Below are 14007 nucleotides of genomic sequence, written 5' to 3' on the forward strand. Positions count from 1 at the left end.
AACAGCGAGAGCCCCGTATCCCTCGAGGTGCGGGGCTCTTTCGTGTCTCCATGCCGTCCGGCCACCCGCCGCAACAAGGTGCCGCGCCACCGTCCCACCACCACCGAGGTGCGGGACACCCACGCACAGCCGCCGCCGCGACGGGTGACGGCAACCCCCCGCCACGGCCGGACGGCCGAGCACCTCGGACGAGGCCCTCGCCGTCACCGAGGGATCCTCGCCGCGGCCATGTGAGCGTGCGTCAGGAGCGCAGACGACTCGGGCCGCCCGGCCTTCGTCCGGGCACGCCCCTCCGGGTCGCATCCGGAGGGGCGTGCCCCGGCTCACCTATGCATTCCGGCGCCCCTTGACGGCGTCACCTTCCGCCGGTAACCCAGAAACGAGGGACCCCGACGCCCGGGTCCCGGGGGGAGGTGCCGTATGGCGGCGTCCGCTCGGCACGAGACCCGTGCTCTGCTCCGTGCCCATCTGTCCGCCGCTTCCGGCTATCGCCATCTGACACATCACTGCCCGGTCTGCCATCACCTGCTGCACCTGGCCATGGAGCCCGCCCAGCACGACGAGGAGGGCCCGGAGACGGCCACCGAGGACGACAGCCCCTCCAGGGCGTGAGCGAGCCGACCGGCGCGGTGGCGGCACGGTCCCGTCCGGCCCGCAGATCCAGAGGTTGGGATCGTCTCCGTGTGGGCACTTCTGGACGTACGGCCGGCCCAACACCCGTCGCCCGGCGCAGGGTTCCTCTAGCAAAGACACCACGATCGCAACAAGGACTCTGGCATGTGACGGGAGTCACCGTATGAGTTTTGGGAGACGAGGAATTTACCCCTCTCCTACATAGAGTCAATTTAATATGTGCAATTGCACCGCTCCTCGAGGTGCCGCACGGCAGATCCGACACCCCCCTCAGACTCCGCCAAGGTCGCTCACAGGCCGGCTTCACAGGCCACGGTCCGGGCACAAAAAAGATCGCGCTGGACCCGGCGGAGTCCAGCGCGATCGACGACGCACCCTTGTCGTGCCTCTATGACCTTGGGAGAGGGTCCTGTTGGGGCAGAACCCGCGTCGCTTGGAGCTGTCGTTCGGACGCGGCGGCAGATGGGGAAACCTGCCCGTATGTCCGGCTATATGCAGCGTCAGGCCTCGCTGCGCTGCTGCGGGATGCCCGCGAGCAGGGCGCGGACCTCGGCTTCGCGGTAGCGGCGGTGCCCACCGAGCGTGCGGATGGACGTGAGCTTGCCGGCCTTCGCCCACCGCGTGACCGTCTTGGGGTCGACACGGAACATGGTGGCGACCTCAGCCGGGGTCAGCAGCGGCTCGGCATCAGGGGTGCGAGCGGTCATGAGCGGCCTCCTCGGGAGAACCGAACCTTCTCGGTTCTTTCCTCTAAATTCTGCACCTTGACCCGCGTTGCCCGAAATGGCGGACGCGAGTCGAGTCGGTTATAGGACGAACGGCTTGTCCTCGGCACTACAACTACACCATCTGTCCAGCCGCGTCGGCCAAACCGATGGAATTGCCCTCCCAGGTGTTCATCAGCGACGGAAGCCGATGGACCATGCCATAGCGGACAGTCACGCCGCTGTGACGATCAGTCACAGGGCGATCAGGAGTCACCAGACCCCCTAAAGCGTGCAATGCGGAGTTTCCGCCCACGATCGGACAGATGAAGCCTCCCCCGGGCTCCTTGTCCTATTTTGGCATGAGGAGGGCCGTAAGATGCAAGGTCCGCGTAAGTGCACTCCGTCACGCTTGGCGCCATAAGCCCGCATCGGTGCCTACGTCCCCCGAAGCGGACTGCGGTACGTCAACCATGGGCCAAGGGTTGTGACTTCACCATGTCTCGCGGGTCACAATTCGTGCATCGGTTCGCCACGGTCCCGACGGGGCCGGACAGACCCTCAGTTCGCCGACCGACGGTCCCGTACGCTCCGCCAGCGCTCCACCAGTCGCCCGTACGCCTCTCCGGCGGCGTCCCCGTCGCCCACACGCAGGGCCTCGATGCCCTCGGCGACGTCCGCGGCCGAATGATCCGCGTCCAGCTGCGCGGCCGGCAGGACGTGGACGAGCCCGCCGTAGTCCAGTTCCACCAGCGACCGCGGGTGGAACTCCTCCAGCCACCGCCCCACGTCCACCAGGCCGTCGATGAGCGGCCCCTCGTCGATCGCCTCCTTGAGGGTCCGCAGCGCCCGCGCGGTGCGGCGCCGGGCCTGGACCATGGGGGTGCGATAGCGAAGCATCGGGGGCACCTCGCCGGACCCCTTCTCGTATCTGCGCTCCTCGTCGGAGACCAGCACGAACCAGTTCAGCGGCACCTGCCAGGTCGCGGTGCGGATCCACGGCCGGGCGTCGGGGTTGCGCTCCCGCCAGCGCTCGTAGTCCTGGGCGGCCTGGCGGCGCACGACGGGGGGCAGCACCGCGTCAAGGACCGGGGCGGGCAGCTCCTCGGTCAGGTCCTCGAGCGCCTGCCAGCCGCGCAGCCGGGTGCGCCACGGACAGACGCACAGCGCCCCGTCGACCACGGTCACGAAGGCGTCGCCGCTCTCGTGCACCGGCACCGGGACCGGCGGAGTGGGCAGCAAGTCGGCCAGGGAACGGCGCAGTTCGTCCTGGTACGAGGGGCGGTCGGGGCGTCGGGCGTAGCGCTCCCAGTGGTTGCGTTCCGGCTCCGGGAAGGCGGCCAGCGGCTCGTACACGCGCAAGTAGCACGCGTACGGAACGATCACCGAGGACACCTTGGGCACGCCTGCTCCCTCCCCATCGGTCATGAGCCGAAACCCGGTCGGCCGATGCCCGGCCGGGGTGGAAAACCATTGCAAATCGTCCCACGAACCCGTCCCGGCGTACTCCGGGGGAGGGTGATCCCCGGCACTGCGCGACTCAGGGCCGCCAAGACGCTCTACGCTCATGCCCACGGGCCCCGCCACCCGCACGGGACCCTCCCCCAACCGGCGCTACCCAATCGGGAGTCACCACCGTGACCGACGTAACCGACGGCGTCCTGCACACCCTGTTCCGCTCAAATCAAGGGGGGCACGAGCAGGTCGTGCTCTGTCAGGACCGGGCCACTGGCCTCAAGGCCGTCATCGCGATCCACTCCACCGCCCTGGGCCCCGCCCTCGGCGGCACCCGCTTCTACCCGTACGCGACCGAGGAGGCGGCCGTCGCCGACGCCCTGAACCTCGCGCGCGGGATGTCGTACAAGAACGCCATGGCCGGCCTCGACCACGGCGGCGGCAAGGCCGTGATCATCGGGGACCCCGAGCGGATCAAGACCGAGGAGCTGCTGCAGGCGTACGGCCGCTTCGTCGTCTCGCTCGGTGGGCGGTACGTCACCGCCTGCGACGTCGGCACCTATGTGGCCGACATGGACGTCGTCGCCCGGGTGTGCCCCTGGACCACCGGGCGCTCCCCGGAGAACGGCGGCGCCGGTGACTCCTCGGTTCTCACCGCCTACGGCGTGTTCCAGGGCATGCGGGCCTCCGCCCAGTACCTGTGGGGAGACCCCACCCTGCGCGGCCGCAAGGTCGGCGTCGCGGGGGTGGGCAAGGTCGGGCACTACCTGGTCGGGCATCTACTCGAGGACGGCGCCCAGGTCGTGATCACGGACGTACGGCCGGACGCCGTACGCCGGGTCACCGACGCGCACCCCGAGGTCACCGTGGCCGCCGACACCGACGCCCTCATCCGCACCGAGGGTCTCGACATCTACGCGCCCTGTGCCCTGGGCGGAGCGCTGAACGACGAGTCCGTACAGGTGCTGACGGCGAAGGTGGTGTGCGGCGCGGCCAACAACCAGCTCGCGCACCCGGGCGTGGAGAAGGACCTCGCCGACCGCGGGATCCTGTACGCGCCCGACTACGTCGTCAACGCCGGCGGTGTCATCCAGGTCGCCGACGAGCTCCACGGCTTCGACTTCGACCGCTGCAAGGCAAAGGCGTCGAAGATCTTCGACACCACGCTGGCGATATTCGCACGTGCGAAGGAGGACGGCATTCCGCCCGCCGCCGCGGCCGATCGGATCGCCGAGCAGCGCATGGCGGAGGCCCGCACGCCGGCCTTCCCGGGGGAGGCCGCGCAGGTTTGACCGGTACCCGCCGATGGGAGGTTGGAGAGAACTCTCACTCTTATCGGCGGGTCGTCCGCCAATAAGTGGTTAAAATCGGCCGTGACCAGCGAGGACGGGGCGCCTCGAAGGTCTTGGGCACACGCCCGTCCTGCGGGCGACGTACCGTATGGGCGTGGGCTCAGGTACCGTGGAAGCCCTACGGACCGGTCTCTCCACGGAGAGCCCGTTCCGGATCATGAACGCGTGTCAAGACTCTGGGGCCGTCGAGCCCCGTCGTTGAGGGGGTCGAGCCATGGGGCGCGGCCGGGCCAAGGCCAAGCAGACGAAGGTCGCCCGCCAGCTGAAGTACAACAGCGGTGGGACGGACCTCTCACGCCTGGCCGAGGAGCTGGGCGCATCGACATCGAACACGTCGCCGAACGGCGACCGGTTCGAGGACGATGAGCATGACGACGACGTGTACGCACGGTACGCCGACCTTTACTCGGAGGATGACGACGACGAGGACGGCGATTCCTCGCAGCACCGTCGCGGCGCTTGACCTTGCACTGAGCTTTCACCCGGTCCGTGGCTCCGGCCACGGACCGGGTGCTGTGCTGTCCGCCGGGATTCAGTCTGCGTAGTCACCCACCAGGGCCGCGCCCGTCTCATGGCCGCCCCGGTCGGTGATCTCGCCGGCGACCCATGCCTCCACGTCGCGGTCGGCCAGGGCGGCGAGCGCGACGTCCACCGAGTGCTCGGGGACGATCGCGATCATGCCGACGCCCATGTTCAGGGTCTTCTCCAGCTCCAGGCGCTCGACGTCGCCGGTCTTCCCGACAAGTTCGAACACCGGTGCAGGCGTCCAGGTGGAGCGGTCGACCACGGCGTGCAGGTCGTCCGGGATCACTCGGGCCAGATTGGCCGCGAGTCCCCCGCCGGTGACGTGGCTGAATGCGTGCACCTCGGCGGTGCGGGTCAGTGCCAGGCAGTCCAGCGAGTAGATCTTGGTGGGCTCGAGCAGCTCCTCCCCGAGGGTGCGGCCGAGCTCGTCGATGTGCCGGTCGAGGCCGAGCTTCGCACGGTCGAGAAGGACATGCCGGACAAGGGAGTACCCGTTCGAGTGAAGTCCGGAGGCGGCCAGGGCGATCACGGCGTCACCCTTGCGGATGCGTTCCGCCCCGAGCAGCCGGTCGGCCTCCACGACGCCCGTACCGGCGCCCGCGACGTCGAAGTCGTCCGGACCGAGCAGGCCCGGGTGCTCGGCGGTCTCACCGCCCACCAGGGCACAGCCGGCCAGCACACAGCCCTCGGCGATGCCCTTGACCATCGCGGCGACGCGCTCCGGGTGGACCTTGCCGACGCAGATGTAGTCGGTCATGAACAGCGGCTCGGCACCGCACACCACGATGTCGTCCATGACCATGGCCACGAGGTCGTGGCCGATGGTGTCGTAGACGCCCATCCGGCGCGCGATGTCGACCTTCGTGCCGACGCCGTCGGTCGCGGAGGCGAGCAGCGGGCGCTCATAGTGCTTGAGGGCGGAGGCGTCGAAGAGGCCGGCGAATCCGCCGAGGCCGCCGAGGACCTCGGGGCGCCGCGTCTTCTTCACCCACTCCTTCATGAGCTCGACGGCGCGGTCGCCCGCCTCGATGTCGACGCCCGCGGCCGCGTAGGAAGCGCCCTCGGGAATGCCCGTCGACGAGGTCGACTGATCGAACACAGCAGACATTGCCTGGGATCTTTCGGGGTTGGTGGTGCGGCTCAGGGGCGACGGATGGCGTCGGCCGCGGCCGTGGCGGCGGGACCGGCCGCCAGCTCGGTCTCCAGCAGCTGCTTGCCCAGCAGCTCCGGGTCGGGCAGCTCCATCGGGTACTCGCCGTCGAAGCAGGCGTGACACAGGTTCGGCTTGGCGATGGTGGTCGCCTCGATCATGGCGTCGATGGAGATGTACGACAGGGAGTCGGCGCCGAGGGAGCGCCCGATCTCGTCGACCGACATGCCGTTGGCGATCAGCTCGGCGCGCGTGGCGAAGTCGATGCCGAAGAAGCAGGGCCACTTCACGGGCGGGGAGGAGATCCGGATGTGCACCTCGGCGGCGCCCGCCTCGCGGAGCATCCGCACCAGGGCACGCTGGGTGTTGCCGCGCACGATCGAGTCGTCGACGACGACCAGGCGCTTGCCCTTGATGACTTCCTTCAGGGGGTTCAGCTTCAGGCGGATGCCCAGCTGGCGGATCGTCTGCGAGGGCTGGATGAAGGTGCGGCCGACGTAGGCGTTCTTCACCAGTCCGGCGCCGAACGGGATGCCGGAGGCCTCCGCGTAGCCGATCGCGGCGGGGGTGCCGGACTCGGGTGTCGCTATCACGAGATCGGCTTCGACGGGCGCCTCCTTGGCCAGACGACGGCCCATCTCGACCCGGGAGAGGTACACGTTCCGACCGGCGATGTCGGTGTCCGGCCGGGCCAGGTACACATACTCGAAGACACAGCCGCGAGGCTTCGCTTCCGCGAATCGAGACGTGCGCAGACCGTTCTCGTCTATCGCGACGAACTCGCCCGGCTCGATCTCGCGGATGAAGGTGGCGCCGGTGATGTCGAGCGCGGCGGTCTCGGAGGCGACCACCCAGCCGCGCTCCAGACGGCCGAGGACCAGCGGGCGGATGCCCTGCGGGTCACGGGCCGCGTAGAGGGTCTGCTCGTCCATGAAGACCAGCGAGAAGGCGCCCATGACCTGGGGCAGGACCTTGGCGGCCGCGTCCTCTATGGTCAGCGGCTTGCCGTCGTCGTCGACCTGGCCTGCCAGCAGGGCAGTGACGAGGTCGGTGTCGTTGGTGGCGGCCACCTGGGTGGCACGGCCGTTCTCCTTGGGGAGATCGGCGACCAACTTGGCGAGCTGCGCCGTATTGACGAGGTTGCCGTTGTGACCGAGGGCGATGGAGCCGTTCGCCGTGGCGCGGAACGTCGGCTGGGCGTTCTCCCAGACGGAGGCACCGGTGGTCGAGTAGCGCGCGTGTCCGACCGCGATGTGGCCCTGGAGCGAACCGAGCGAGGTCTCGTCGAAGACCTGGGAGACCAGACCCATGTCCTTGAAGACGAGGATCTGGGAGCCGTTGCTGACCGCGATACCCGCGGATTCCTGGCCTCGATGCTGGAGGGCGTAGAGCCCGAAGTACGTCAGTTTTGCGACCTCTTCCCCGGGAGCCCAGACACCGAAGACGCCACACGCGTCCTGCGGGCCCTTCTCACCGGGGAGCAGGTCGTGATTGAGTCGACCGTCACCACGTGGCACGGCTTCGAGTGTAGGCGAGATCGCGCACTGGTCCGAATCCGGTCATCTGGCCCACCGGGCGTGCGACCTCCCGGAGCGTCCGGGGTCACGGCTCGGCGACCGCACTGACGCCCTTGCCGTTTTCGCTGGTCAGCGTCATGTCGCGATGGCCGAGCCGGTAGCTGAGCGTCCGGCCGAAGAGGGTGTTCATCGTGCGTTCGGCGTCCATGAGTGAGCCGTCGCACATCATACGGGTGGCCCTGGGGGCGCTCAGGGTGAGCTGACCGTCACGCACGGTCGCCCTCACCGTGAACCGGTTGCAGCCGAGGCTCCCGGACGCCGTGCCGGTCGTCCTGTCGAGGGTGAACCAGGCCTTGCCGGTGGCGGCCACGGGCAGTGAGGAGGAGACGTCACCGTCCACCAGGGACTCGACGTGCCACTTCGTGCCGTACAAGGACGCGTCGTTCTCCTTGGTCAGGTGGACGCGGTCGCCGCCCGTCCCGGTGAGCGTCAGCCGGCTCCGGTCGACGGCGACGGTGAGCGAGCCGCCCGCGAGCGTGCGGGAGAAGGACGCCTCAAAAGCCATCGGTGCCTTCTCGCAGGCCATCTCCGTGGACTGGGCGGGCCCGAGGTCGATGCGGTCGGCCCGGACGGTGGCGGACGCGCCGAAGCTGTTGCAGCCGTAGTTGCCCTGGGCCCGGCCGCGGTCGTCGATATGGAGGTAGGCGCCGGCCGGAGCGTTCCTGGTGGTGCCGTTCACGGTGAGGCTGTCCACGCGCCAGTGGACGCCGGTGACCTGCGAGCTGCTGTCCGAGCCGACGGAACCGCTGCCGCTGCCCCGACCGGTTTCGGTACCGCACGCCACCGCGAGCGGGAGCAGGGTCAGGACGGTGAGAGTCAGTCGGTGCTTGTCCATGGGGGTGGAACGGGTGGGGCAGGGGGCCGGTTCCACGGCCGGCGTCTCGCGCCATGACGTCCCCGGGCGACATCCGAGGATCCCGGGGCCTCACGTCATGAGGGGCAGCAGGCCGCCGAGGTCGGCTCGTTCACCGCTCGCGCTCACCTTGGCGTCGGCGAGGGCGGCGTGCCAGGGCACGCGGCCGGTCGCCAGCCGGATCCAGGTCAGCGGGTCGGTCTCGACGACGTTCGGCGGGGTGCCACGGGTGTGGCGGGGGCCCTCGACGCACTGCACGACGGCGTACGGCGGGATGCGCACCTCGGTCGAGGCGCCGGGCGCCTTCACGGCGAGCGCGTCGGCGAGCAGCCGGGTCGCGGCGGCGAGGGCCTGACGGTCGTACGGGATGTCGAGACCCGGGACTGCGGCGTTCAGGTCGTCGGTGTGGACGACGAGTTCGACGGTACGGGTGACGACGCAGTCGGCCAGTGGCATGGCGCCCGCGCTGGAGGCCAGCAGCCGGGTGCCGGGGTACGTGTCGAGGCCGGCGGTGAAATGCTGCTCCACGTCGGCCAGGAAGGCGCTCAGGTCGGGGTGCTGCTCGGCGAGCCGGCGGGCAGCACCGGCAATGGCGTCGGAGTTGGCCCTGGTCGCGAACGGCCAGTCCAGCAGCGTGGCGTCCTGCCGCGCCGGCTCGGGCTCGTCCAGGAGCCGGCTGACCCCCGCCAGCACCGTTCCGATATGCGCGACCAGTTCCCGCACGGTCCAGTCCCCGAGCCGGGTGGGGAGCGCCGACTGATCGGGCGTCAGCGTCCCCACGGCCTGTCGTACGTTCCCGAACTGCGCGAACACGGCTGTACGGATCTTGGCGGGGTCGTACGTCCGTGTGCGCTTCTTGGCCGGTGGCATGGCGGTGAGCCTAGTCCGCCCGGAAGTTCGGGGAGGCGGGGAACCGGGTGTCCTTGCAGCCGTGACGAGCGGCCGCGGCGTTGATGTAGGCGCGGAACACCTTCTCGAGTGCGGGACGCGGTACCAGGCGCAGGCTCCCTCCGCGTGCGAGGCCGGGATCGGACCCTCGGTCAGTGCGGGGTGGCCCGACGGCGGATCGGGCAGCCGGGCAGCGCCCCCCAGCCGCCCGGGGGGTCGCCGGCGGTGATCACGGCAGTCTCGGCCGGCGCGTTCCGGCGGACACGACATCGGCGTCCCGTCCTCCCACCGACGGCGCCCCGGAAACAGCAGCCTCGCGTGTGTGTCGGCCGCCCAGGCCGGCGTCCCTACAGGAAGACCACGGCAGCAACCGTGGCCTGTCTCCGGTCTGTTGACCCGGACGACGCTTCGGCTCTCGCCCGGGAGGCCGAGGCGGTCGCGGCATGACGAAGGCTCCGCCAGGCAAACGGGGCGGAGCCTTCACCGTCGTGGAACCGCTCAGGCGAGCAGCGCCGGAATGGTCTCCTCGTGGGCCTTTCGCAGCTCCTCCAGGGACAGTTCGAACTCGCCCTGGAGCTCGATCGCGCCACCGTCCACGACACCGATGCGGGCGACGGGCAGACCGCGCGCCCCGCACATGTCGTTGAAGCGGACTTCCTCCGAGCGCGGTACGGCGACGAGCGCACGCCCGGCCGACTCCGAGAAGAGGAAGGTGAACGCGTCGAGCCCGTCCGGTACGACCAGCCGCGCGCCCTTGCCGCCCAGCAGGGCGGATTCCACGACCGCCTGGATCAGGCCGCCGTCGGACAGGTCGTGCGCGGAGTCGATCATGCCGTCGCGGGAGGCCGAGATGAGGATCTCGCCCAGCAACCGCTCACGCTCGAGGTCGACCTGCGGGGGCAGACCGCCGAGGTGGTCGTGGACGACCTGCGACCAGGCCGAGCCGCCGAACTCCTCACGGGTGTCGCCGAGGAGGTAGAGCAGCTGGCCCTCCTCCTGGAAGGCGACGGGCGTGCGGCGGGCCACGTCGTCGATCACACCCAGCACCGCCACCACCGGGGTGGGGTGGATGGCCGCCTCGCCCGTCTGGTTGTAGAGGGAGACGTTGCCGCCGGTCACCGGGGTGCCCAGCTGCTGACAGGCGTCGGCGAGTCCGCGGACGGCCTCCGCGAACTGCCACATGACGGCCGGGTCCTCGGGGGATCCGAAGTTCAGGCAGTCGGAGACGGCCAGCGGCTTGGCGCCGGTGGTCGCCACGTTCCGGTACGCCTCGGCGAGGGCGAGCTGCGCGCCCGCGTACGGGTCGAGCTTCGCGTACCGGCCGTTGCCGTCGGTCGCGATGGCGACGCCGAGCCCGGACTCCTCGTCGACGCGGATCATCCCGGAGTCCTCGGACTGGGCGAGGACCGTGTTGCCCTGCACGAAGTGGTCGTACTGGGAGGTGATCCACTTCTTGGAGGCCTGGTTGGGCGAGGACACCAGCCTCAGGACCTGGTCCTTCAGCTCCTCGGAGGTCTCCGGCCGCGGCAGCTTGTTCGCGTCGTCCGCCTGCAGGGCGTCCTGCCACTCCGGACGGGCGTACGGGCGCACGTACACCGGGCCCTCGTGCGCGACCGTCCGCGGGTCGACGTCGACGATCTTCCCGCCGTGCCAGTAGATCTCCAGGCGGTCGCCGTCGGTCACCTCACCGATGACGGTGGCGATGACGTCCCACTTCTCGCAGATCTCCAGGAAACGGTCGACCTTCTCCGGCTCGACGACCGCGCACATGCGTTCTTGCGACTCGCTCATGAGGATCTCCTCCGGCGAGAGCGTCGAGTCGCGCAGCGGCACGTCGTCCAGGGTCACGCGCATGCCACCGGAGCCGTTGGAGGCCAGCTCGGAGGTGGCGCAGGACAGACCGGCCGCACCGAGGTCCTGGATACCGACGACCAGCTTCTCCTTGAAGGCCTCCAGGGTGCACTCGATGAGGAGCTTCTCCTGGAAGGGGTCGCCGACCTGGACGGCCGGACGCTTCGACGGCTTGGCGTCGTCGAAGGTCTCGGACGCGAGGATCGAGGCGCCGCCGATGCCGTCACCGCCCGTACGGGCGCCGTACAGAACGACCTTGTTGCCCGCGCCGGACGCCTTCGCCAGATGGATGTCCTCGTGCCGCATGACACCGATGGCGCCGGCATTGACCAGCGGGTTGCCCTGGTAGCAGGCGTCGAAGACGACCTCCCCGCCGATGTTGGGCAGTCCCAGGCAGTTGCCGTAGCCGCCGATGCCGGCCACGACACCGGGCAGCACACGCTTGGTGTCCGGATGGTCGGCCGCGCCGAAGCGCAGGGGGTCCACGACGGCGACCGGCCGCGCGCCCATCGCGATGATGTCGCGGACGATGCCGCCGACACCGGTCGCGGCGCCCTGGTAGGGCTCCACGTACGACGGGTGGTTGTGCGACTCGACCTTGAAGGTGACCGCGTAGCCCTGGCCGACGTCGACGACGCCGGCGTTCTCGCCGATGCCCACGAGCAGCGCGTCCGACTGCGGAGCCTTCTCACCGAACTGGCGCAGGTGAACCTTGCTGCTCTTGTACGAGCAATGTTCGGACCACATGACCGAGTACATGGCGAGCTCGGCGCCGGTGGGGCGGCGGCCCAGGATCTCGACGATCCGCTCGTACTCGTCCTTCTTCAGGCCGAGTTCGGCCCAGGGCAGCTCGACGTCGGGGGTCGCGGCCGCGTGTTCGACCGTGTCCAGAGGCGTCCGGCTCATGCGCCCACCAGCTTCTTGAGGATCGAGGTGAAGAACGGGAGGCCGTCGGTACGACCGCTACCGATCAGCCGCTCGACGGCGTGCTCGGGGTGCGGCATGAGGCCCACCACGTTGCCCGCCTCGTTGGTGATGCCGGCGATGTCGCGGAGCGAGCCGTTGGGGTTGAAGTCCAGATAGCGGAACACCACCCGGCCCTCGGCCTCCAGTTTGTCGAGCGTGTACTCGTCGGCGACGTACCGGCCGTCCATGTTCTTCAGCGGGATGTGGATCTCCTGGCCCACGATGTAGTCGCTGGTCCAGGAGGTCTCCGCGTTCTCCACCCGCAGCCTCTGGTCGCGGCAGATGAAGTGGAGGTGGTCGTTGCCCAGCATCGCGCCCGGGAGAAGGTGGGCCTCGGTGAGGACCTGGAAGCCGTTGCAGATACCGAGCACCGGGAGGCCGGCCTTCGCCTGCTCGACGACAGTCCGCATCACGGGCGAGAAGCGGGAGATGGCACCGGCGCGCAGATAGTCTCCGTACGAGAAACCGCCCGGCAGCACCACGGCGTCGACCTGCTTCAGGTCCTCGTCCTTGTGCCAGAGAGCGACCGGTTCGGCTCCCGCGAGACGGATCGCGCGCTGCGTGTCCCGGTCGTCGAGGCTCCCCGGGAAGGTGACGACGCCGATACGGGCGGTCACTTCGCGGCCTCCGCGACTTCCTCCACCTTGACGGTGAAGTCCTCGATCACGGTGTTGGCGAGGAAGGATTCCGCAAGATCGTGGATACGGGCGAGCGCGGCGTCGTCGACCGGGCCGTCCACTTCGAGTTCGAATCGCTTTCCCTGGCGTACGTCGGAGATGCCCTCGAAACCGAGCCGCGGCAGTGCGCGGTGGACCGCCTGGCCCTGCGGGTCGAGGATCTCCGGCTTGAGCATGACGTCGACTACGACGCGTGCCACTGGCACTCCCGGTGTGTGGTGCTGAGCAGGTTCCTTCAGACTACCCGCACAGAATTTCTACCCGCGTAGATTCGTGGCATCCTACGTGTCGGCGATCACGGTCCCCCTCGTCGCAGGGCCGCACACGGAAAATCCTGGGAAAAATCACAGAAGAACGATGGCAGGTCATTGCGGGCGGACACGCGGAAGTATTCAGTCGGTCTTCACAATGCATTGCCAGGCACTGTACAAAGGAAATGGCAATAGCCGATACTTTGCCCAATTACTGCCGGACAGTCGACATCTCCCCGACATCCGCCGGACGTCTGTGCACGTCATGGTGTGCGATCGCGGAGGTGCCGCACGAAGGGACCGATATTCGTGGCGCAGCGTGTCGTGGTCACTCTCTTTGACGACATCGACGGCTCAGAAGCGGCGGAAACGATCGTCTTCGGACTGGACGGCAAGTCGTACGAGATCGACCTGAATCAAGCCAATGCCAAGAAACTGCGTAAGGTGCTGGCTCCCTACGTCGAGGCCGGGCGTAAGAAGGCGAAGTCGGGCAAGGCGTACACGCACACGGCGTTGACGCCGGACCCGGCCGCCGTGCGGGCCTGGGCGCGCTCCAACAAGATGGACGTGCCGCCCCGGGGCCGCATCCCCAAGAAGGTGTACGAGGCGTTCGCCGAGGCGCACTGACGCGATTTGCCCACCGGGGCCGGGCACCCGACCCCGGTGGGCTCGGCTCCCGGCGCGCCCCACTCCCCTCCGCGCGCCGTCTCTTCACCCCCGGGCACCGTCCCCTCCCCCGGCGGTCGGACGCCGCGCGCTCCTCATTGCCGGGAGCCGGGTCGGGCCCGGCGTCAGGGAGCGCACGCTCCGGAGCCGGAGCTCCGTGACGGTCCCATCGGACCCCGCGCACAACCGACTTGCATTGCCCCCCCGGTGATCAGCTAAAGTCTGGAGCGCGCCGAGGGGCCAGGACGAAACGCCGAAACCCCAGGAGCCATGCGGGTGTAGTTCAGTAGCAGAACACCCCCTTTCCAAGGGGGAGGCGCAGTGTGCAATCCCTGTCACCCGCTCCACGGCATCGGTCGGACCGACCATGAGGTCCCTCTGCTCGAGCTTGTCGAGAGTTCGGGCGAGGATCAGGTAGGCTGGTGCCGCACCGATCGGTGAGAGCCGGTCGGGGGCAAT

14 protein-coding genes and 1 tRNA gene are annotated in these 14007 nt (G+C 69.1%); 6 read left to right on the forward strand and 9 right to left on the reverse strand.

Translation table 11 applies throughout. The annotated features are described in order from the left end of the window. Both VXC91_RS35285 and VXC91_RS35290 read left to right on the forward strand, forming a co-directional pair. Nucleotides 1-234, forward strand: a 234-nt coding sequence (locus tag VXC91_RS35285; protein WP_329511439.1) for a hypothetical protein, incomplete at its 5' end; no start/stop codon positions are given. 186 nt (nucleotides 235-420) lie between these two features. Next, the gene (locus VXC91_RS35290; protein WP_329511440.1) at nucleotides 421-612 is read left to right on the forward strand and encodes a DUF6274 family protein; all 192 of its coding nucleotides are present in this window, start codon (nucleotides 421-423) and stop codon (nucleotides 610-612) included. A gap of 521 nt (nucleotides 613-1133) precedes the next feature. Here VXC91_RS35290 and bldC read toward each other — a convergent pair. Then, nucleotides 1134-1340 carry a developmental transcriptional regulator BldC gene (gene bldC / locus VXC91_RS35295; protein ID WP_003949541.1) on the reverse strand — a complete coding sequence of 69 codons (207 nt, stop codon included), beginning with the start codon at nucleotides 1338-1340 and terminating at the stop codon, nucleotides 1134-1136. Between the two features lie 558 nt (nucleotides 1341-1898). Beyond that, nucleotides 1899-2741 (reverse strand): hypothetical protein, encoded by an 843-nt coding sequence (locus VXC91_RS35300; RefSeq protein WP_329511441.1) that lies wholly within the window; start codon nucleotides 2739-2741, stop codon nucleotides 1899-1901. Between the two features lie 233 nt (nucleotides 2742-2974). Between VXC91_RS35300 and VXC91_RS35305 the strand changes: the two genes are divergently transcribed. Together VXC91_RS35305 and VXC91_RS35310 are read left to right on the forward strand one after the other, a co-directional pair. Continuing rightward, entirely contained in the window at nucleotides 2975-4084 is a 1110-nt protein-coding gene (locus VXC91_RS35305; RefSeq protein ID WP_329511442.1) for a Leu/Phe/Val dehydrogenase, read from the forward strand. 274 nt (nucleotides 4085-4358) lie between these two features. After that, nucleotides 4359-4607 carry a DUF3073 domain-containing protein gene (locus VXC91_RS35310; RefSeq protein WP_329511443.1) on the forward strand — a complete coding sequence of 83 codons (249 nt, stop codon included), beginning with the start codon at nucleotides 4359-4361 and terminating at the stop codon, nucleotides 4605-4607. Between the two features lie 69 nt (nucleotides 4608-4676). Here the strand turns inward: VXC91_RS35310 and purM are convergent, their stop codons facing one another. The 7 genes from purM to purS all read right to left on the reverse strand — a co-directional run bounded on the left by purM (nucleotide 4677) and on the right by purS (nucleotide 12831). Beyond that, nucleotides 4677-5777 carry a phosphoribosylformylglycinamidine cyclo-ligase gene (gene purM / locus VXC91_RS35315; RefSeq protein ID WP_329511444.1) on the reverse strand — a complete coding sequence of 367 codons (1101 nt, stop codon included), beginning with the start codon at nucleotides 5775-5777 and terminating at the stop codon, nucleotides 4677-4679. A gap of 32 nt (nucleotides 5778-5809) precedes the next feature. After that, on the reverse strand, nucleotides 5810-7336 hold the full coding sequence (purF, locus tag VXC91_RS35320) for an amidophosphoribosyltransferase (protein ID WP_329511445.1): 1527 nt from the start codon (nucleotides 7334-7336) through the stop codon (nucleotides 5810-5812). Between the two features lie 85 nt (nucleotides 7337-7421). After that, a complete protein-coding gene (locus tag VXC91_RS35325; protein WP_329511446.1) occupies nucleotides 7422-8231 on the reverse strand; it encodes an META domain-containing protein in 810 nt (269 codons plus the stop codon). A 90-nt stretch (nucleotides 8232-8321) separates the two neighbouring features. Continuing rightward, nucleotides 8322-9119 carry a maleylpyruvate isomerase family mycothiol-dependent enzyme gene (locus VXC91_RS35330; protein ID WP_329511447.1) on the reverse strand — a complete coding sequence of 266 codons (798 nt, stop codon included), beginning with the start codon at nucleotides 9117-9119 and terminating at the stop codon, nucleotides 8322-8324. Nucleotides 9120-9635: 516 nt separating this feature from the next. After that, nucleotides 9636-11894: a phosphoribosylformylglycinamidine synthase subunit PurL gene (gene purL, locus VXC91_RS35335; RefSeq protein WP_329511448.1), complete on the reverse strand. Its 2259-nt coding sequence runs from the start codon at nucleotides 11892-11894 to the stop codon at nucleotides 9636-9638. Then, on the reverse strand, nucleotides 11891-12571 hold the full coding sequence (gene purQ / locus VXC91_RS35340; protein WP_329511449.1) for a phosphoribosylformylglycinamidine synthase subunit PurQ: 681 nt from the start codon (nucleotides 12569-12571) through the stop codon (nucleotides 11891-11893). The genes purL and purQ overlap by 4 nt, the downstream gene beginning before the upstream one ends. Then, on the reverse strand, nucleotides 12568-12831 hold the full coding sequence (gene purS / locus VXC91_RS35345; protein WP_329511450.1) for a phosphoribosylformylglycinamidine synthase subunit PurS: 264 nt from the start codon (nucleotides 12829-12831) through the stop codon (nucleotides 12568-12570). Before purS ends, purQ begins: the two co-directional genes overlap by 4 nt. Before the next feature lie 360 nt (nucleotides 12832-13191). Between purS and VXC91_RS35350 the strand changes: the two genes are divergently transcribed. Further along, a complete protein-coding gene (locus tag VXC91_RS35350; RefSeq protein ID WP_329511451.1) occupies nucleotides 13192-13509 on the forward strand; it encodes a histone-like nucleoid-structuring protein Lsr2 in 318 nt (105 codons plus the stop codon). Nucleotides 13510-13820: 311 nt separating this feature from the next. Continuing rightward, a tRNA-Gly gene (locus VXC91_RS35355) sits at nucleotides 13821-13895 on the forward strand. Nucleotides 13896-14007: the final 112 nt, after the last annotated feature.

It is taken from the genome of Streptomyces chiangmaiensis (assembly GCF_036281785.1).
Lineage (GTDB): Bacteria > Actinomycetota > Actinomycetes > Streptomycetales > Streptomycetaceae > Streptomyces > Streptomyces chiangmaiensis.

Bases quoted from the DNA above. Each gene is read 5' to 3' on its own strand.
- bldC (WP_003949541.1), bottom strand. From the start codon at position 1,340: ATGACCGCTCGCACCCCTGATGCCGAGCCGCTGCTGACCCCGGCTGAG.
- VXC91_RS35310 (WP_329511443.1), top strand. From the start codon at position 4,359: ATGGGGCGCGGCCGGGCCAAGGCCAAGCAGACGAAGGTCGCCCGCCAG.
- VXC91_RS35330 (WP_329511447.1), bottom strand. From the start codon at position 9,119: ATGCCACCGGCCAAGAAGCGCACACGGACGTACGACCCCGCCAAGATC.
- purM (WP_329511444.1), bottom strand. From the start codon at position 5,777: ATGTCTGCTGTGTTCGATCAGTCGACCTCGTCGACGGGCATTCCCGAG.
- VXC91_RS35325 (WP_329511446.1), bottom strand. From the start codon at position 8,231: ATGGACAAGCACCGACTGACTCTCACCGTCCTGACCCTGCTCCCGCTC.
- VXC91_RS35290 (WP_329511440.1), top strand. From the start codon at position 421: ATGGCGGCGTCCGCTCGGCACGAGACCCGTGCTCTGCTCCGTGCCCAT.
- purL (WP_329511448.1), bottom strand. From the start codon at position 11,894: ATGAGCCGGACGCCTCTGGACACGGTCGAACACGCGGCCGCGACCCCC.